Origin of the sequence: Pantoea pleuroti, from assembly GCF_014156615.1 — a bacterium.
In the GTDB taxonomy this organism is placed as follows: Bacteria; Pseudomonadota; Gammaproteobacteria; order Enterobacterales; family Enterobacteriaceae; genus Pantoea; species Pantoea agglomerans.
Window position 1 is genome coordinate 295523 of sequence record NZ_SBFD01000006.1, and the last position, 19119, is coordinate 314641.

General features: G+C 56.4%; 20 protein-coding genes. 7 read left to right on the forward strand and 13 right to left on the reverse strand.

The features are described from left to right. Window positions 1-220 precede the first annotated feature (220 nt). The gene (locus tag EPG66_RS16060; protein WP_031594671.1) at window positions 221-2374 is read left to right on the forward strand and encodes an ornithine decarboxylase; all 2154 of its coding nucleotides are present in this window, start codon (window positions 221-223) and stop codon (window positions 2372-2374) included. A gap of 1394 nt (window positions 2375-3768) precedes the next feature. Here EPG66_RS16060 and mltC read toward each other — a convergent pair. Genes mltC through mutY form a run of 3 tightly spaced genes read right to left on the reverse strand, consistent with a single transcriptional unit; the run spans window position 3769 to window position 6260 of the window. Beyond that, window positions 3769-4848 (reverse strand): membrane-bound lytic murein transglycosylase MltC, encoded by a 1080-nt coding sequence (mltC, locus tag EPG66_RS16065; protein WP_010248892.1) that lies wholly within the window; start codon window positions 4846-4848, stop codon window positions 3769-3771. A gap of 54 nt (window positions 4849-4902) precedes the next feature. Then, on the reverse strand, window positions 4903-5175 hold the full coding sequence (locus tag EPG66_RS16070) for an oxidative damage protection protein (protein WP_003853409.1): 273 nt from the start codon (window positions 5173-5175) through the stop codon (window positions 4903-4905). Next, window positions 5175-6260, reverse strand: coding sequence for an A/G-specific adenine glycosylase (gene mutY, locus EPG66_RS16075; RefSeq protein ID WP_083070022.1), 1086 nt, complete (start codon window positions 6258-6260; stop codon window positions 5175-5177). The genes EPG66_RS16070 and mutY overlap by 1 nt, the downstream gene beginning before the upstream one ends. Window positions 6261-6414: 154 nt before the next feature. Between mutY and trmB the strand changes: the two genes are divergently transcribed. The 3 genes from trmB (at window position 6415) to EPG66_RS16090 (ending at window position 8242) form a co-directional block, all read left to right on the forward strand. After that, window positions 6415-7134: a tRNA (guanosine(46)-N7)-methyltransferase TrmB gene (trmB, locus tag EPG66_RS16080; protein WP_031594093.1), complete on the forward strand. Its 720-nt coding sequence runs from the start codon at window positions 6415-6417 to the stop codon at window positions 7132-7134. Further along, a complete protein-coding gene (locus EPG66_RS16085) occupies window positions 7134-7460 on the forward strand; it encodes a YggL family protein (protein WP_003853403.1) in 327 nt (108 codons plus the stop codon). The genes trmB and EPG66_RS16085 overlap by 1 nt, the downstream gene beginning before the upstream one ends. 65 nt (window positions 7461-7525) lie before the next feature. Then, a complete protein-coding gene (locus EPG66_RS16090) occupies window positions 7526-8242 on the forward strand; it encodes a YggN family protein (protein ID WP_010248885.1) in 717 nt (238 codons plus the stop codon). 36 nt (window positions 8243-8278) lie between these two features. Here the strand turns inward: EPG66_RS16090 and hemW are convergent, their stop codons facing one another. Genes hemW through EPG66_RS16110 form a run of 4 tightly spaced genes read right to left on the reverse strand, consistent with a single transcriptional unit; the run spans window position 8279 to window position 11300 of the window. Beyond that, complete coding sequence (gene hemW, locus EPG66_RS16095) at window positions 8279-9418, reverse strand: radical SAM family heme chaperone HemW (RefSeq protein ID WP_083070019.1); 1140 nt, start codon at window positions 9416-9418, stop codon at window positions 8279-8281. Beyond that, window positions 9411-10004: an XTP/dITP diphosphatase gene (locus EPG66_RS16100; RefSeq protein WP_010671072.1), complete on the reverse strand. Its 594-nt coding sequence runs from the start codon at window positions 10002-10004 to the stop codon at window positions 9411-9413. Before EPG66_RS16100 ends, hemW begins: the two co-directional genes overlap by 8 nt. 21 nt (window positions 10005-10025) lie before the next feature. After that, complete coding sequence (locus tag EPG66_RS16105) at window positions 10026-10580, reverse strand: YggT family protein (RefSeq protein WP_010248879.1); 555 nt, start codon at window positions 10578-10580, stop codon at window positions 10026-10028. A 12-nt stretch (window positions 10581-10592) separates the two neighbouring features. Continuing rightward, window positions 10593-11300: a YggS family pyridoxal phosphate-dependent enzyme gene (locus EPG66_RS16110; protein WP_010671071.1), complete on the reverse strand. Its 708-nt coding sequence runs from the start codon at window positions 11298-11300 to the stop codon at window positions 10593-10595. A gap of 14 nt (window positions 11301-11314) precedes the next feature. Here EPG66_RS16110 and EPG66_RS16115 point away from each other — a divergent pair, with 14 nt between their 5' ends. Further along, complete coding sequence (locus tag EPG66_RS16115; RefSeq protein ID WP_083070017.1) at window positions 11315-12322, forward strand: type IV pilus twitching motility protein PilT; 1008 nt, start codon at window positions 11315-11317, stop codon at window positions 12320-12322. Here EPG66_RS16115 and ruvX read toward each other — a convergent pair. The 6 genes from ruvX to EPG66_RS16145 form a co-directional block, all read right to left on the reverse strand. Next, window positions 12316-12735 (reverse strand): Holliday junction resolvase RuvX, encoded by a 420-nt coding sequence (gene ruvX, locus EPG66_RS16120; protein WP_031594097.1) that lies wholly within the window; start codon window positions 12733-12735, stop codon window positions 12316-12318. The two genes, EPG66_RS16115 and ruvX, sit on opposite strands and share 7 nt — an antisense overlap. Then, window positions 12735-13298 (reverse strand): YqgE/AlgH family protein, encoded by a 564-nt coding sequence (locus tag EPG66_RS16125; RefSeq protein WP_010248870.1) that lies wholly within the window; start codon window positions 13296-13298, stop codon window positions 12735-12737. Before EPG66_RS16125 ends, ruvX begins: the two co-directional genes overlap by 1 nt. Before the next feature lie 86 nt (window positions 13299-13384). Next, a complete protein-coding gene (gene gshB, locus EPG66_RS16130) occupies window positions 13385-14329 on the reverse strand; it encodes a glutathione synthase (RefSeq protein ID WP_010248868.1) in 945 nt (314 codons plus the stop codon). Window positions 14330-14435: 106 nt separating this feature from the next. After that, window positions 14436-15167 carry a 16S rRNA (uracil(1498)-N(3))-methyltransferase gene (gene rsmE, locus EPG66_RS16135; protein ID WP_010248866.1) on the reverse strand — a complete coding sequence of 244 codons (732 nt, stop codon included), beginning with the start codon at window positions 15165-15167 and terminating at the stop codon, window positions 14436-14438. A 70-nt stretch (window positions 15168-15237) separates the two neighbouring features. Beyond that, on the reverse strand, window positions 15238-15942 hold the full coding sequence (gene endA, locus EPG66_RS16140) for a deoxyribonuclease I (RefSeq protein ID WP_031594098.1): 705 nt from the start codon (window positions 15940-15942) through the stop codon (window positions 15238-15240). Window positions 15943-16018: 76 nt separating this feature from the next. Beyond that, complete coding sequence (locus EPG66_RS16145; RefSeq protein ID WP_010671067.1) at window positions 16019-16531, reverse strand: SprT family zinc-dependent metalloprotease; 513 nt, start codon at window positions 16529-16531, stop codon at window positions 16019-16021. A 140-nt stretch (window positions 16532-16671) separates the two neighbouring features. Between EPG66_RS16145 and EPG66_RS16150 the strand changes: the two genes are divergently transcribed. Next, complete coding sequence (locus EPG66_RS16150) at window positions 16672-17820, forward strand: glycosyltransferase (protein ID WP_182687536.1); 1149 nt, start codon at window positions 16672-16674, stop codon at window positions 17818-17820. A gap of 25 nt (window positions 17821-17845) precedes the next feature. Then, window positions 17846-19078, forward strand: coding sequence for an O-antigen ligase family protein (locus EPG66_RS16155; RefSeq protein ID WP_182687520.1), 1233 nt, complete (start codon window positions 17846-17848; stop codon window positions 19076-19078). The last annotated feature ends 41 nt before the right edge of the window (window positions 19079-19119 follow it).

The window sequence follows — 19119 nt, forward strand, 5'->3', positions numbered from 1 at the left end:
CGCATCCGCCCGGATTACCGTTCGTTTTTTCCGGCGCTCACCGGGTTTTCCTCTTTTCCGATATCTCCGTTATTCACCATGCGGTGAGGCCAGCCAGGCAGCGGCTATGGATCTGCTCTCCACGGGCTGTGGAACGCCTTCTGACTGTTAAGTATTCGCCGGGGCACTGTCCCCTTAATTGTGCCTCTGGCACTTCCTCCCTGACGTTAGGGATTCTGTTATGACTCCACTGAAAATTGCTGCCAGCGCCGCTGTGGCGCCCAGTCTGACCCTGAACACTGCGCGAGACGTGGTGACGCTGGATAACACCGACTTCACCGATGTGGCGGCGGTTGTCGTCTCGCTGGCGGATACCCGCAGCGGCGTGCTGGCGCTGCTGCGTCATACCGGCTTTAATCTGCCAGTGTTTGTCGCTAACGCGTTTGAAGAAGAGGTGATGCACCTGCCCGGCGTCAGCGGTGAGCTGAATGGCGATCCGCAGGAGTGGATCGCGCTGGAAGCGGCTGCGCAGGCGTATGAAGCGGCGCTGCTGCCCCCTTTCTTCGAGACGCTGACCCGCTATGTCGATATGCAGAACAGCACCTTTGCCTGTCCCGGACATCAGGGCGGTGCTTTCTTTAAAAAGCATCCGGCGGGCAAACAGTTTTATGACTTCTACGGCGAGAATGTTTTCCGCTCTGATATGTGCAATGCCGACGTCAAACTGGGCGATCTGCTGATCCACGAAGGCTCGGCTAAAGATGCGCAGAAGTATGCGGCAAAAGTGTTTAACGCCGATAAAACCTACTTTGTGCTCAACGGCACCTCAAGTGCCAACAAAGTGGTGACCAATGCGCTGCTGACCCGTGGCGATCTGGTGCTGTTTGACCGCAACAATCACAAGTCGAACCATCATGGCGCGCTGATTCAGGCGGGCGCGACCCCGGTTTATCTTGAAGCGACGCGCAATCCCTTCGGCTTTATTGGCGGCATTGACGCACACTGCTTCGATGAGGCTTATCTGCGCGAGCAGATCGCGGCCGTGGCTCCGCAGCGCGCGGCTGAAGAGCGGCCTTTCCGTCTGGCGATCATCCAGCTGGGCACCTACGACGGCACGGTCTACAACGCGCGTCAGGTGGTGGATCGCATCGGCCATCTGTGTGATTACATCCTGTTTGATTCCGCGTGGCTGGGTTATGAGCAGTTCATTCCACTGATGGAAGGCTGTTCTCCGCTGACCCTGCAACTGAATGAGAACGATCCCGGCATTTTTGTCACGCAGTCAGTGCATAAGCAGCTGGCAGGTTTTTCGCAGACTTCGCAGATCCATAAAAAAGATAATCATATTCGCGGACAGCGCCGCTTCTGCCCGCATAAGCGACTGAATAACGCTTTTATGCTGCACGCATCCACCAGTCCGTTTTATCCGCTGTTTGCCGCGCTGGATATCAACGCCAGAATGCATCAGGGGGAAGCGGGGCGTCGTATGTGGGATGAGTGCGTCACGCTGGGTATTGAGGCGCGTAAAGCCATCCTGGATCGCTGTGAGATGATCCTGCCGTTTGTGCCGGAGACGGTAGATGGCCAGCGCTGGCAGGATGCGCCCACTGAGACGATCGCCCGCGATCTGCGCTACTTCAGCTTTGAACCGCAGGCGAAGTGGCACGGTTTCGCGGGTTATGCGCGCGATCAGTATCGGGTGGATCCCTGCAAGCTGCTGCTGACCACGCCGGGGATTGATGCAGCAAGCGGTGAGTATAGTAATTTCGGGATTCCGGCGACCATTCTGGCGAACTATCTGCGCGAAAACGGCATTGTGCCGGAGAAGTGCGATCTCAACTCAATCCTGTTCCTGCTGACCCCGGCAGAGAGTCCGGAGAAGATGGCGAATCTGGTGGCGATGCTGGCGCAGTTCGAACAGCACGTCAAAGAGGATGCGCCGCTGGCCGAAGTGCTGCCGACCATTTACCGCAAAAATGCCGAACGCTATGCCGGGTATACCCTGCGTCGCCTCTGCCAGGAGATGCACGACCTTTACGTCAGTCACAACGTCAAGGATCTGCAGCGCCTGATGTTCCGCGCCGCGGAGTTCCCGCCGGTCAGGGTGAATCCGCAGGATGCGCATCAGGCTTATATTCGCGGCGAAGTGGAGCTGGTGCCGATAGCCGAAGCGCAAGGCCGGGTTGCCGCGGAAGGTGCACTGCCTTATCCACCGGGTGTGCTGTGCGTCGTCCCGGGGGAAGTCTGGGGCGGCGCGGTGCAGCGTTACTTCCTGGCGCTGGAAGAGGGGCTTAATCTGCTGCCTGGCTTCTCACCAGAGCTGCAGGGCGTTTACACCGAAGAGGATGACCAGGGACGGAAGTATCTGGTGGCGAATATGATAGTGGGGCGCTGATCTGAGCGTGGGCAGAGGCGGGTAGCGGCCCGCCTGCCTTTTTGTTCGCTGCGCGAACGGGGCTGAGAAGGTTTCATTCGCTTAGCAGCGGGCTAACAGTGAGCGGGTTACGCCGGGCAGGTCCTAGGTTCGCTGCGCGAACGGGCTGTGAGAAGGTTTCATTCGCTTAGCAGCGGGCTAACAGTGAGCGGGTTACGACCGGCAGGCCCTGGGTTAGCTGCGCGAACGGGCTATGAGAAGGCTTCGTTCGCTTAGCAGCGGGCTAACACTGAGCGGGTTCCGCCCGCCAGGCGATGGGGAGTTTCAGGTTGCCTGAGCAGGCGGACGCGTCAAGGGACGGACGCCCGCCCCTTAACAATCCCGGCGTCCGGCTGCCTCCGCGCCCCGCTGTGCGGGGTACCTTCGTCACGCCCTGCGGCCGACGGACCGTCCGGACTCGCCATCCCTGGCTCGTGCCGTCCTTTCGCCGACGTCCTGTCGGCTCATCCTGGCCTGCGGTTGTTCCTCAGCGCTCCGGACGCCTCTGGGAAACCCCCGGCTGTGATTTCTTTATGTTTTCTTTGGTGCACAGTTGTCTGGTGGTCTGAAAGCCAGTCTCAATTCCTGAAGTTCACCGCAACATTCTTAGTTACCTGAAAACGAGATAACAGCGGGTAGGTTTGAATGCCATTCTGTGTGCTGAGCCGAAAGCCAGAGGCAATCCCAAAAAACCACAGCGATAAAGCAATCAATATAAAAAGCAGAGATAACAGCGGAAGGGGGTGAATGCCGCTCTGTCTGTTGAGCCGAAAAGTCAGAGGCAATCCCAAAAAAACACAGCGATAAAGTACCCGACATAAAAAGCAGAGATAACAGCGAGGGGGTGGGGAGGCCGTCAGAACCGCTGAGCGGATGAGGGATTTCAGGACGAGCGACAGGGATGTCGCGAGGAGGCGGGCTCGCGCCAGGGATGGCGCGTCCCGCCGTTCCGTGAGAAATCCTGAAGTAGCGAAGGAACCGCGAAGCGGCGGTGAAGCAGGCCGGAGCCCGGGGTCAAGGGGGCGCGGCGACTGGCGCCCCCTTGTCGGTCGCCTGCAGAGGCGAATCTGAAACTGCCCGGCTTACCAGGCGAACGAAACCTTCTCATAGCCTGTTCGCGCAGCGAACAATCCCAGCTTCAGGCGCTTCACTCCTGATCGCCTGGCGGGCGGAACCCGCTCAGTGCATACCCGCTGCTAAGCGAACGAAACCTACTCATAGCCCGTTCGCGCAGCGAACAATCTCAGCTTCAGGCGCTGCACCCCTGATCGCCTGGCGGGCGGAACCCGCTCAGTGCATACCCGCTGCTAAGCGAATGAAACCTTCTCATAGCCCGTTCGCGCAGCGAACACTCCCCCGCTTTAGCGCTGAGCCAATCAGAATCCCCGATAACTCTTCTGCGCTGTACTCACCTTATAAAGATAACGACGCGACTCCGCCGACGGATGCTGGTTCGCCAGGGTCGAATAAACCTTGCTCGGTGACATGCCGTTAATCATCGAAAACGCCCGATCTTTATCGCTGGAGAAGACTCGCAGCACGCTGCCTGCGCCGCCGTTATAGGCGGTGATCACCGCATAACGACGTGACACCGGATCCTGAATGCCGCCCAGATAGCTACGCTGCAACAGCGACAGATAAGCGGTACCCGCATCAATATTGTTCTCCGGATCCAGCAAATAGCTGCGGCTCGGCTTGCCCCATTTACCCTTCATGCGGAACACGTCAACACCGGCAGTATGCTGCACCACCTGCATCAGACCCAGCGCATCAGAATGGCTCACGGCGTAGGGGTTAAAGCTCGACTCGGTCTGCATAATCGCCAGAATCAATGAGGCATCGACACCATACTGATCGGCGGCTTTACGCACCATCGGCAGGTATTTGTGCGCACGCTTATCCAGGTGGTTCGGCACCATCGGAATTGAAATGGTGTAAATCACATGCAGACCCGAGGTGCGGCGCTGCAATTTATTCTGAATCAGATAGTCAGCAAAAGCTTCCGCGCGACCCTGCCAGCGAATCGGCTGACCGGTATTATCCAGCACCTGCCCATACAGCAACGGCTCTTTACTGATTTCAATATCGTTGGCGTCAGAGTAGAGATCGACATTACCCGGATCTTCGCCAATCAACAGGGTGGTCACGATCGCCTGACGCAGGCTGGCCATAGGATCGGTGCCAGAAATCGTCTCGATGGTCAGCTTACCGCTTTCAAAGTTAATGTGGCTGCGGGTGTAATAGTTGTCGCTATATTTGACGTAATCTTTGGGTCCGGCGATCAGGACCTCATTGATACCCCAGATATTCTCAATATTATGAGCAAACTGCCCCATCAGAATATCAAAGGCGTTGGTATCTTTTACCCACTCCTCGTGGGACTGCTGTTTCTTTGACCCGGAACAGGAAACCAAAAGTGGTGCTATCACCAGCAGGGCGATTAATTTTTTATTCATTGGGAATGCAAGCCTGACCTGGATAACCGGCCTCAGCGATGAGGCCCGGAATGTTTACGCTTCTGGCGGTGTATAGCCTTCGATATGAACGTCTTTACCTTCGAACAGGAAATTGATCATCTCCTTCTCCAGCACTTTACGATCTTCGGGGTTCATCATGTTGAGCTTCTTCTCGTTGATCAACATGGTCTGTTTCGCCATCCACTTCTGCCAGGCTTCTTTAGAAATGTCGTTGTAAATGCGCTTACCCAGATCGCCCGGGTAGAGCTGAAAATCCTGTCCTTCCGCGTCGCGCTGTAAAAAAGTACAAAAAATAGTGCGGCTCATTATTCTTCCTCATTAATCTCACAACTGTTCAAAGCCAGTTGTCGGGGATGGCGCAGCTCGTGTAACAGGCGCTCAACGGGTGCGGCTAATCCCACAGATGGTGGCAGCGCTAAGTTATACCAGAGACCGCCTGCTTCATCCATCGCCGCCCCGACAGAAGGCCACGTCAGCCACATTGGCACGATATCGAGATGGAAATGGCTGAAGGTGTGACGAAACGCAGTAAGCTGCTGCGGTTTTGCATGGATGCCGCGGGCCGCCAGCCAGTCGGTCATCGCCGCTTCCGTTGTGAACTGCGGGAAGCAGAACAGGCCGCCCCACAAGCCCACAGGCGGGCGCTGCTCCAGCCAGACATCATCACCATCCTGCATCATCAGGAACCAGCCGTTGCGCTCTGGCAGCACCTGCTTAGGCTTCTTACCGGGATAGCTCGCCCAGCTGCTGCTGGCATACGCTTCACAACCGCTGTTCAGTGGGCAGATTTCGCACTTCGGCTTCGATCGGGTACAGACGATAGCACCCAGATCCATCATCGCCTGATTAAACTGGCTGACGCCCTCGGCGGGTGTGACCTCTTCGCTGATCTGCCAGAGACGCTTTTCGACTTCTTTCTTACCCGGCCAGCCGCTGACGGCATAGCAACGGGCCAGCACGCGCTTGACGTTGCCATCCAGAATCGGGAAATGCTGCCCCAGTGACAGCGACAGGATCGCGCCCGCCGTGGAGCGGCCTACGCCGGGCAGGGCAGAGACATCATCGAAATTACGCGGGAACTCGCCCTGATGAACCTCGACAATCTGTTTTGCAGCTTTATGCAGATTACGCGCACGGGCGTAATAGCCGAGGCCGGTCCAGAGATGTAACACCTCATCCAGCGGAGCCGCAGCCAGATCGGTGACCGTGGGGAAGCGCGCCATAAAGCGTTCAAAATAGGGAATAACCGTGGCAACCTGGGTTTGCTGCAGCATCACTTCGGAGAGCCACACCTTGTAAGGCGTTTTCTCCAGCTGCCACGGCAGGGTTTTGCGACCAAAGCGCTGATACCAGTCCAGCACCTGTTGCGCGAACTGCGGCGCTTGCATCATAAGAAGGAAATTTTCCGTGTTTACTCTACACTCAGGCAGGAATTCCAGCACATGCGCACCTGGGTGTAAACCGGAAGATTGCAAAGGCTTGCTTCTGCTTATGAACTTTGCATAATGCCCGTTTCCCGGAACAGGCTAACCAGCAGGCTTTTACATGATTAATGACGTCATCACCCCAGAATTTGATGAGAACGGGCGGCCATTACGCCGGATCCGCAGCTTTGTGCGCCGCCAGGGCCGCTTAACCAAAGGCCAGCAGCAGGCGCTGGACACCCTGTGGCCGGTCATGGGGGTGGAATATCAGCCGGAGCCTGTCGATCTGACCGCGCTGTTTGGCCGCGAAGCCCCGGTGACGCTGGAAATTGGCTTTGGTATGGGTGCTTCGCTGGTAACGATGGCGCAAAACACGCCGCATCAGAACTTCCTGGGTATTGAAGTGCATGCGCCGGGCGTGGGTGCCTGTCTGGCCGCCGCCAAAGAAGCCGATGTGCAGAACCTTCGGGTGATGTGCCATGACGCGGTGGAAGTGCTGGAGAAGATGATTCCGGATAACTCGCTGCGCATGGTTCAGCTCTTCTTCCCCGATCCGTGGCATAAAGCGCGTCACAATAAACGCCGTATCGTTCAGGTGCCTTTCGCCGAGCTGGTGATGCGTAAACTGAAGCTGGGCGGCGTCTTCCACATGGCGACCGACTGGGAAGCCTACGCGGAGCATATGCTGGAAGTGATGAACAGCATCGATGGTTACCGCAACCAGTCAGAACAACAGAATTATGTGCCGCGTCCTGAGACGCGTCCACTGACCAAGTTTGAGCAGCGCGGGCAGCGTTTAGGCCACGGCGTATGGGATTTAATGTTTGAGAGGGTGAAATAATGGCCACACAACGCAGCCGCCGTTTACGTAAAAAACTGCATATCGATGAGTTTCAGGAACTGGGCTTCTCGGTTGCCTGGCGCTTCCCGGAAGGCACCAGCGAAAGCGAAATTGATGAGACGCTGAACCAGTTCATCAATGAAGCGATCGATCCTAACGGCCTGGCCTTCGATGGCAGCGGTTACCTGGTGTGGGAAGGTCTGGTTTGCTTGCAGAAAACCGGCAAATGCACCGATGAGCATCGTGCTCTGGTTCGTAAATGGCTGGAAGATCGCAAGCTGCAGGACGTTCAGATGACTGAACTCTTTGACGTCTGGTGGGACTAAGTCGTCACACAGTGTCGGGCTGAGGCCCGATCAGAGGGTTTCAGACCCGATCTTAGGGAGTAGATATGATGCGTAAAGCGCTTCTTGCTGTGCTGCTGGTGGCAGCAACCCAGGCTCAGGCAGCCTATGAATGCAGCGTTAAGCCGCAGGACGATGTGGTGATTAAGCCGCAGAGCGTGCAGGTGGTCGGTGCCAACGGCAATATGGAAATCTCGCCGCAGGGCGACGTGCAATTCAATGGACAGAAGGTCACGCTCGATACGGCCGGACGCCAGAAAGCGATCGACTATCAGAACGCGCTGCGTCGCGATCTGCCGTGGATCGACAGCGGTGCGACATCACGTCTGGAGAAAGGGCGTGCGGCACTGGATCAGGTCATCGTTGAAAAACTGGGCACCGATAGCAACGTGCGTAATCGCCTGACCACGCTGAATGGTCAGCTGAAACAGCAGATGAACCGCATCATTGAACACCGTGAAGATGGGCTGACGTTCCACCATCAGGCGATTGATCAGGTACGCGCCGAAGGTGAAAGGCTGGTGCAGTCGACCCTGGGCGGCGTGATGCAGGATAGCCTGAACGAGATGGGCAGTAAGCAGGGCAGCGGCGGCAGTAATCCGTTGCAGGCGATTATGGGTAATCTGGGCGGTTTGCAGCAGTCGATTCAGGCTGAGTGGAGCAAGCAGGAGCAGGATTTCCAGAACTTCGGTCACGAGGTGTGTAATCGCGTTATTTCGCTGGAAGATCAGCGTAAGCAGCTTACCGGCGCACTGAAAAAATAGGTTAACGCCTCAGCCTGTCGGGCTGAGGCGCTTTTGTTACTCTTCTGCTAAGAACAGCTCCAGCAGCGAATTCAGAAACAGCTTCCCTTTCTCTGTAATCTGCCACTGCTCCGCGGTTTCAGTCACGTAACCAGCGGCAATCGCAGCATCCATCTGCGGACGGATCACCTGCTCTGATAAACCCGTGTAGCGGCTGAACTCGTCGCGCGGCGCGGCTTCCAGCAGGCGAAAGCGGTTCATGAAATATTCAAACGGCTTGTCGCTATCGGCAACGTCATACTGCTTTTCGTGGTAGTTCCCCTGCATAAATCCACGCGGATGACGGGTTTTCACCGTGCGGACTATGCGGCCATCCGGTTGCGTCAGCTTGCCGTGTGCGCCACACCCAATCCCCAGATAGTCGCCAAAGCGCCAGTAATTGAGGTTGTGTTCACAGCGATAACCCGGCTTCGCGTAGGCGGAGGTCTCATACTGCTGATAACCGGCAGCCTGCAGCAGCTGATCGCCCTGTTCGAAAATATCCCATAGCGCATCATCATCCGGCAGCACCGGCGGGCGTGAGCCAAACAGAGTGTTGGGTTCAATCGTGAGCTGATACCAGGAGAGATGCGGCGGATTAAGCGCAATCGCCTGACGTAAATCGTCGAGCGCCTCTTCCAGCGACTGATCGGGCAGGCCATGCATCAGGTCAAGGTTAAAACTGCGCAGCGACAGCGACTCTGCCAGTTCAGCGGCGCGGACCGCCTCTTCCGGGCCGTGAATGCGGCCAAGACGCTGCAGTTTTTGCGGACTGAAACTCTGTACGCCAATCGAAATACGGTTGATACCGGCGCGCTGATAGGCGCTGAACCGGTCCGCTTCCACGGTGCCCGGATTGGCTTCCATGGTCACTTCCGCGTCGGGTGAGAGCGTCAGACGCTCCCGCACACCATCCATCAGCATCTGCATCGCGCTGCTGCTCAGCAGGCTGGGCGTGCCGCCACCGATGAAGATCGTGCGCACTTCCCGGCCATTGATCAGCGGTAAATCGATCTCCAGATCGCGCAGCAGATGCTGCACGTATTCAACGTGCGGCACCTCATCTTTCAGCGCGTGGGAGTTAAAATCACAGTAGGGACATTTCTGTACGCACCAAGGAATGTGGATATAGAGACTTAACGGCGGCAGATTAGGCATTACGCATCGCTTCCAGCAACAGCGTCAATGCTTTACCCCGGTGAGAAACTGCACCTTTTTCCGCTTTACTCAGTTCGGCCGCGGTTTTACCCAGCGCCGGAACAAAGAAAATCGGGTCGTAACCAAAACCACCGGCACCAGCGGCGGCGCGGGTGATCTCACCCTGCCAGCTGCCATGGAACACCAGCGGGGTCGGATCTTCCGCATGACGCAGATAGACCAGCACGCAGTGAAATTGTGCCTGGCGCTGACCGTCCGGCACGTTTTCCAGCGCCTGCAGCAGCTTCTCCAGGTTCTGTTGATCGCTGGCTTCTTCACCGGCGTAGCGCGCCGAGTAGATGCCGGGCGCGCCGCCCAGCGCATCCACGGCCAGGCCGGAATCATCGGCAATGGCCGGTAATCCGGTGATCTGTGCCGCGTGACGCGCCTTGAGAATCGCGTTCTCAATAAAGGTTAGACCGGTCTCTTCCGCCGATTCAACCCCAAGGTCGGTCTGTGCGACGATATCCAGACCAAAGGCGGAGAGTAACTCCGCCAGTTCACGCACTTTGCCGGGATTGCCGGTTGCGAGGACAACTTTTTGCATAACAGTTCCAGTTTGATTCATTTACAGCAGATACCAGAGACCCGGGAACAGGTCCATGCCGAGAAAGTTCAGGGCATACAGCACCAGGATGACGATCATCGCTGAGAAATCGATGCCGCCCATCGCAGGCAGAATACGGCGAACAGGTGCCATCATCGGCTCGGTTAACTGCACCAGCAGATAGTCGACAGGCCCCCGGCCCTGGCTGATCCAGCTCATCAGGGAGCGAATAATAATCACCCAGAAAACCAGATAGCCGGCGGATTTAACCAGCGACAGCAGGCCGACCAGCAGATTGGTTGGGTCGACCGAGAAAACGCCCACCTGAATCAGCAATAAAATCGGGTATTTCAGCGTGGTCAGCACAAATGCCAGCAGCAGCGAGGCGGTATCAATCGGTCCCAGTGCCGGCAGTATACGGCGCAGCGGCTTAACAATCGGCTGTGTCACTTTTACGACAAACTGCGCCACTGGATTGTAAAAATCGCAGCGGGACCACTGCATCCAGATGCGTAACAGCAGCACCATGACGTAGAGATCGATCAGCGTTTTTACTAAAAACGTCAGTGTTAACATGAAGTTCCTCTGTTATTGTTGTGAGTTGTGCGCATAATCTCGTGCGCCAAAAATGGCGGTGCCGATACGCACCATCGTACTGCCTGCGGCGATTGCCGCCTCCATGTCATCGCTCATTCCCAGCGAAAGCGTGTCTGCATGCGGATAGTGCTGTTGCAGCTGCCGGAAGGCTTCCGCCATCTGCTGACACACCGCCAGCTGCCGCGCGTAATCACTCTCTGCTGCCGGAATCGCCATTAATCCGCGCAGCCGCAGTTGCGGCAGGGCAGCGATCTGCTCCGCCAGCCCGGATACGGCCTCCAGCATGATGCCAGATTTGCTGTTCTCGTCACTGATATTTACCTGAATTAACACATTCAGTGGTGGCAGCGAAGCAGGCCGCTGATCGTTGAGCCGCTGCGCGATGCGCTGACGGTCAATGGTGTGGCACCAGGCGAAATGTTCCGCCACCAGACGGCTTTTATTGGACTGCAGCGGACCGATGAAGTGCCACTCCAGCTCAGGATGTGCAGCCAGTGCCTGGACCTTTTCAACCCCTTCCTGAACGTAATTTTCACCAAAGGCAATCTGGCCAGCGGCAAAGGCTTCTTCGACCGCGCTCGCAGGTTTGGTTTTACTGACTGCAAGCAAGGTAATTTCTTCTGGTGCGCGGCCGCAACTCGCGGCAGCAGCAGCGATTCGCTGCCGCACTTGCTGTAGGTTCTGCTGGATTGAGGTCATAGTCAGGAGAAATTATGAATCTGGATGAAATGGTGGAGCTTAGTGTAAAGCATAATGCCGCCGATCTGCACCTTTGCAGCGGACATTTGCCCTACTGGCGGCGGCAGGGAAGGCTGGAGGCGATGCCGCAGCAGTGCCCGCTTTCTGGCGCATGGATGGCGCAGTTTATGACCCGCTGGCTCAGTGACCCGCAGCGTCAGGAGCTGGAGCGCGCAGGGCAGCTCGATTTCGCCCTGAGCCTGGCCGATGGTCAGCGTCTGCGCGCGAATCTCTTTATGCAGCGCAACGGCCTGTCACTGGCACTGCGCATCATCGCCACGGCATGCCCGACGCTTGCGAGCCTGCAACTGCCCGCCATTGTCCCGACGCTGCTGGAGCAGCAGGATGGGCTGATTCTGGTGACGGGAGCGACCGGCAGCGGTAAATCAACCACGCTGGCGGCGCTGGTCGATGCGCTGAACCGCCAGCAGGCGCGGCATATCATCACGCTGGAAGATCCGATTGAATTTATCCATCACAGCCAGCAGTCGCTGATACAGCAGCGGGAAATCGGCCTGCACTGCGGTTCGTTCTCGCTGGGGGTAAAGGCAGCACTGCGTGAAGATCCCGACGTCATCCTGCTGGGCGAACTGCGCGACAGCGACACTATTCGTCAGGCACTGACGGCTGCGGAGACCGGCCATCTGGTGCTGGCGACGCTGCACACGCGTGGCGCGGCGCAGGCGGTGGATCGGCTGGTTGATGTCTTTCCGGCAGAGGAGAAACAGCTGGTGCGTACTCAGCTGGCGGGCAGCCTGAAAGCGGTAATTGCACAGCGGCTGGTGCCATCAGTTGCCGGTTCGCGCATCGGACTGTTTGAGGTCCTGATCGCCACACCGGGCATCACCAATCTGATCAGAGAAGGCAAGATGCACCAGATCCCTGCGCTGTTACAAACCGGCGCACAGGTCGGTATGCAGACGTTTGAGCAGAGCAGACTGGCACGTCAGGCAGCCGGACTGATTGAGTCAGGATGTCAGTAATGGTTTTCGAACCAGTCCTGCAAAATGATGGCAGCAGACTGTGAGTCGACCGATCCTTTATTGAGCGCGCGATAGCCGCCGCGTTCAAACAGGCCTGCACGCGCTTCTACCGTGCTGAGTCGTTCATCCTGCAGCTCCACGCGGATGCCAAAGCGCCCGTGCAGGCGGTTGGCAAATTTACGTGCGCGATCGGTCAGCGGCTGCTCGGTGCCATCCATATTCAGCGGTAATCCCACCACCACGAAATCGGGCTGCCACTCTTTCAGCAGCTTTTCGATTATCAGCCAGTCCGGGATGCCATCCTGCGCTTTCAGGGCGGTCAGCGGACGGGCGCTGCCAGTGAGTTCCTGACCTACGGCGACACCAATACTTTTGGTGCCGAAGTCGAATCCTAACAGAGTTTGAGTTGACATCAGGCGTGTCCGGCGTCGCTGGCCATGTTGTGGATATCGACGCCAATACTGCGCGCCGCTTCGCGCCAGCGCTCTGAAATCGGCGTCTGGAACAGGATGTTGCTGTTAGCGGGCGTGGTCAGCCAGGCATTTTCCATCAGCTCATTCTCCAGCTGATCTTTTTCCCAGGCGCAGTAACCCAGCGCTACCAGCACGTTAGTGGGCTGAGACGCCGTACCGATCGACTCCAGCACGTCACGGGACGTGGTGATGATCGTGTTATCGGAAACACGAATACTGGAGGTAAAGGTGCGTTGTGCGGAGTGCAGGATAAAGCCACGATCTTCCGCCAGCGGGCCGCCGGTAAACACCGGTTTATCCAGCTTGATCGCCGGATCGCGATCGTCAGCAGAGATTTTGAGCTTCTTCAGAATGCCTTCAACCGTCAGGTTTTCCATGGGTTTATTGATGATCAGTCCCATTGCACCCTCTTCGTTATGTTCGCAGAGATAGACCACGGAACGTTTGAAGAAAGGATCCTGCAATGAAGGCATGGCAATCAAAAAGTGATGTTGTAGATTCATTCTCACACGATGTACCAAAAAATAACCGGCACGCGACGGCCGCACCGGTATTGGGTTGATCACGGAGCTTCGCCCCGGCGTCATGCTCAGCCCAGGCGCTTCTCAATGGCATCCATCAACATGCCGGTGATGGAGATCGGGAACGCAGCCTCAATTTCACGAATGCAGGTTGGGCTGGTCACGTTAACTTCAGTCAGTTTATCACCGATGATGTCCAGACCGACAAAAATCAGCCCTTTTGCTTTCAGCGTCGGGCCAACACGGCGCGCGATTTCCCAGTCGCTTTCGCTCAGCGGACGCGCTTCACCGCGACCACCGGCGGCGAGGTTGCCACGCGTTTCACCGCCCTGCGGAATACGCGCCAGGCAGTAAGGCACCGGCTCGCCATCGACGACCAACACGCGTTTGTCGCCTTCGGTGATCGCCGCTATGTAGTTCTGCGCCATGCAGAAACGGCTCTCATGCTCGGTCAGGGTTTCGGTAATCACGCCAAAGTTAGGATCATCTTTCTTCACGCGGAAAATCGACGCACCACCCATGCCATCCAGCGGCTTCATGATGATGTCGCCATGCTCCTGCCAGAAGGCGCGCAGCTGCGCTTTGCTGCGGGTCACCAGGGTGTCAGGCGTAAACTCGGCAAACCAGGCGGTGTAGAGCTTTTCGTTACAGTCACGCAGGCTCTGCGGTTTGTTCACGATCAGCGTACCCAGCTCTTCAGCGCGTTCCAGAATGTAGGTCGCATAGATGAACTCGGTATCGAATGGCGGATCTTTGCGCATCAGCACCACATTCAGGTCAGCCAGCGGGATCACCTGCTCGCTGCCGAACTGATACCAGTTCTCAGGATTCTGCTCGACGGTCAGCAGGCGGGTGCGGGCAGAGGCCACGCCACCGCGCAGGGAGAGATCGTGCATCTCCATGTAGTGAATTTCGTAACCACGGCGCTGTGCTTCCAGCAGCATAGCGAAGCTGGAGTCTTTTTTAATATTGATGGACGAAATAGGGTCCATCACGATGCCAAGTTTAATCATTATTATCTCCTCGGTGAGGCGGCATTTACCGCCTCGTCTGGTTCGGTCTGCAGTGGGCCGATCGGTCAGGACATCATGCCTGCTCTCTTTCCGCTGAAAGTATCGCTTAACCCAGGTCGCCAAACCTCACCTGAAGTGCCGTAATGGCCGTCAGCGCGGTAGTTTCGGTTCGCAATACCCGTGGGCCAAGCAGAATGTCAGTAAAATCGTGCTGCGCCGTCATCGCAATCTCGTCCGCAGACAAACCGCCTTCAGGGCCAATCAGCAACCTTACCCGCTCAACAGGCTGGGGCAGCGTGTTGATGCTGTGACTGGCGCGCGGATGCAGGTTAAGCTTCAGACCGCTATCCGCTTCTGCACACCAGGCTTCCAGCGTCATCGCTTCACGAATCTCCGGCACGCGATTACGGCCGCACTGCTCGCAGGCGGCAATAGCAATTTTCTGCCACTGCTGGATCTTCTTCGCCAGACGCTCAGCATCAAGCTTTACGCCACAGCGCTCGGAAAACAAGGGTGTAATGACATTCACGCCCAGTTCGATCGATTTCTGGATAGTGAATTCCATTTTTTCACCGCGCGACATCACCTGACCTAAATGCAGATGTAACGGTGACTCGCGATCGTCCGGCTGGCTCTCTGTGACCGATACTTTTACACGCTTTTTATCAACATGCGTGATCTCTGCTGCAAAAGTCAGATTAGTGCCATCAAAGAGTTCCAGACGCTGACCTGCCGTCATCCGGAGCACCCGGCCCACATGATTGGATGCATCTTCATCCAGGGTAATTTCACTGCCGATGCTTAATGGCCCGGCGTGATAGATGCGAGGTATGCGCATAAGGTTCCTGAGACCGGACGCCGCGCTGCAGCGGCGTCATTGGAAAAAGAGCTAGTGTAGGGCAGGGATTTTAGCGCTGGCAAGCCTGCTGCACATAAGGATTATGATTGCCCTGAACCTTTGCAATGCGCTGGTCGCGTTCGCACTCCCAAATTGTTACGGGATAGAGCTTGTTCCAGGCGGTAAACAGCTGCGTCTGCTGGCGCGAAATACGCAGATGATACTGGTCGCGCATATAAAAATAGGTGCGGGCAATGGCACCACGCGCCCGCGCAGGTGGCTCCGCCTGTTTGAGTTTAAAGTCGATCTTCATCTCACACTGGCCGTACTGCTGCTCGCTGCCGTTCCATTGACTGTAGGCGAAGTTGCCACGGTCGCCATTCACTTCACCCACCGCAGGCTGCAGGTTGTGCAGGTCGGTTTCGATGCGGCGGTAGTCGGGATCTTTGCTGCAGTTTTTACGACCGCCATCCTGCCAGCACTGACGCTGATGGCCAAACTCCCAGGCGGGCATCACGTGTTCCCACTCAATGCGTGCGGCGCGATTGGCGTTTTTGCGCACCTGATAGCCACAGCTGTTGAGATCGGGAATCCCCTTTTTTCCCTGCCACTGAATCTTACAGCCACAGTAAAAAGAACCCGGTGCATCGGCGTTGATCGCCGCCGCAAAGGTTTTGGCCTGCTGAAAGTTATTTTGATGATAGTTATTCAGGTTGAGGGCGTCAGCGGCGGGCGCAAACAGCAGCGCAACCGCCAGACTTAGTATGCGAGACATATTCCAGATTTCTACTCAGTACGAAAAAGGGCGGCAGGGTAACAGAATGTGGAATAGGGCGGAATGGGGATTCTTCTCAGGACGCGACAAATTCACCCGCGATCAGCAGGCTGCCGCAGTGCACGCAGCGATATTCACTCTCTTTGCGCAGTATGCGATTGTGGCGGCGCACCGTCAGTTGATGCTGCTGGCACTGACAGCGGTAGGCAAAGGTGTTGCTGCGTACGGATGCGATCTCAAACTGGTGAGTACGCCGTGCCGGAACGCCCAGCACCTGCTCCATCATCCATTTCCACTCTTTGCCGTGCGGCGCAACGCGACCAAATTGCTTCCAGACCAGCAAATGCGCCAGCTCATGCGGCACCACTTCATCGATAAATGCCTGCTGGTTTTCCAGCAGCAGCACAGGATTGATGCGAATTTCCCAGGATGCCAGCCAGGCGGTGCCCGCCGCCGTACCACGCTGCTGGTAGAGCAGTTTCGGTTCCGGATAACGGGTTTTCAGCGCCTGATTCGCACGTTCAAGCGACTGGCGCAGCGAGCGCATCACGGCCTGCTGCAGGGCAATGGGGAGACGAGGCGTTTTCATGACGCTCAGAATAATCGCCGCCGCGCAGGAACTCAACGTCGCCAGCGACAAGTGCGGTTCTGGCTGGGGAAAATTTCTGGTTTAAATATTGTTATGCTCTTTTTTAGAATATTCTATTAATGACATTCACCGCAGAGTGGATGGATGAAAAGCGAACGGCACAGGGCATGGATAAAGCAATGAAAAATAATGATAACGTCAGGAAACAACGGATTGTGCTGGTGACGGATCTGATGGCCGGTCGTGGTGGTATGGAAAATGTGACCGGACAGTTGATCACGGCCCTGAATGCGGAACCCGGTACCGAAGCAGGGCTGTTTATTATCAACAGCGGTGAGGAGAGCCACTCCCGCGCCTGGACCGCCAACGCTGTTCTGGCTGAGAGCGTCTGCACGCTGCGCAATAAGAAAATAAAAAATCTTATTCATACGCTGAGAATGGCCGCCTTCTTTCGTCGTTATCAGCCCGATCATGTCCTGACCCTCAACACCATTCCCTGCCTGATGACGCGCCGGGCAATCACGCTTTCAGGACGTAAAATCGTGTTGTCGAGCTGGATGCACCTGCCTCCGCGTGAACGTTATCGTCCCCATTATCTGCTGCGGGCCGATCACCATTTTGCGATCAGTAATCAGATTAAAGAGCAGCTGGTGGAACTGGGCGCACGCGTCACTGACGTTGACGTTATCTATAACCCGATCAAACGCAATGACACGGTAATCGGCAGACCCCAGGCGCTGAAGTTCCTCTATATTGGTCGCGTCCATTATCAGCGGCAGAAACAGCTTAAAGATCTGTTTGATGCTCTGCAGCAACTGGATGCGCCCTGGACGCTGGAGATAGTGGGGGACGGGGAAGATCTGACGCAATGTCAGCACTATGTGACGCAACTCGGCATTCAGGATCGCATCACCTGGCATGGCTGGCAGGAAAATGCCTGGGAGTATGTCATCCGCCATATCAGACAGGTCACCTGCCTGGTCATGACCTCTAACTTCGAAGGCTTTCCGCTGATCCTGCTGGAGGCGATGTCGCGCGGCGTCTACTGTGTTTCATCCGACTGCATCAGTGGCCCGGCGGAAATTATTCAGAACGGTATTAATGGTCAGCTCTATCCCACCCATGACAGCATGGCGCTGGCCGCGATTCTCAACGCCATGAGCGGGGATTTCCACTTCCCCGATCATCAGGCTATTAAAGCGAGCATCACCAGTTTTTATGAGGAAAATTATATGAAGCACCTGATGAGTGTGTTTAACCGCCTTACTGAGGTTAAGCATGACGAATAAAATCAGTCGCAATGGATTAACGTTAATGGTTAATTTTTCAGTTATTGCGCTCTGCCTGGCGCTGTCGCTGAATATGTTTGTTACCGGCCTGCCGCAAAAAATATTCTATCTGGTCTCTTATCTCTCTATCGCGTCCGTGTTGTATGGCCTGGTGCGCAGGCGGATGGACTTTAAAGAGAATGGTTTTTATATCGCCCTGTTTGCTGTGCTGATTATCTTTGCCCTGATTCGGCTGTTCTGGGCGATACACGTGAAGGGGATCGAAACCGCGCCCTCAACCGATGCCATCACCAATATCGGCAACTATCTGCTGGGGGCGAAGCGGCTGTTGATGGGTGCCTTTGTGCTGCTCAGTCTGGCTGTTTATGGGGATCGGGTCTCCCTGACCACGCTACGCGTCGGAAAAGGGCTCATCCTTCTCGGCCTGCTGATTACGCTGGGCTTTGGTATCCACGAGCATCTCTACACTGAGAATATTCGCATCAAGCTCACCACCGAAGCCGCCTCCATGTCCTCCTACATGATTCTGTTTATTTACTGTGCCTGGCTCTGGCTAAGCCGCTATGAGACGCACGCTTACTGGAAGGTGGCCGATATCGCTGTGCTGGCAGTGACCTTTGCCTTGCTCTACCTGTGCGGCACCCGTGTGACCCTGATTGCGCTGATTGCCGTGGGGCTGCTTTTCCTGGTGCAGACCTACCGGCTGTCGCTGCTGACCAACTGGCGGATTAGCGCTCTGCTGGTGGGCGTAATGGCGGTGCTGATTCTGATGACCAGCAACCGCTGGGTAGAGGGGGTGCAGGATATTGAGAACTTTGGTTCAAACAGTTCGACCTCGCTGGGCGCACGTGTCGCCATCTGGGGCGGAGCGGTCAACTTTATTGAGCACCATGGCGGTTTTGCGACGCCGGATGCGCGCACCACTGAGGCGCGTCAGTTCATCACTGCGCACTATCCTCTCAATGTCGAAGGCTTCACCAACGTTAAATACAACATGCACAACGAGTTCCTCGAAGTGACGTCATTGCAGGGATGGCTGGGTACAGCGTCGCTGGCGCTGCTCTATCTGACGGTGCTGGCGGGCTGGCTGAAGAAGTGTGATCTGCGCGGCGTGGCGCTGCCGATGGTGGCATTGTTTACCACCGGACTGACCGATTCGGTGCTGCCCTATAATCAGACCGCGACCATTTTCATTATGGCGCTGGCGCTCTGCTGCATACGGCGGCCCCTGCCGGTAACGCGGGTAACCACAGCGTAGTGGGGCGTTGAACAAATAAAAACGGCGGGGTTTCCAGAGAA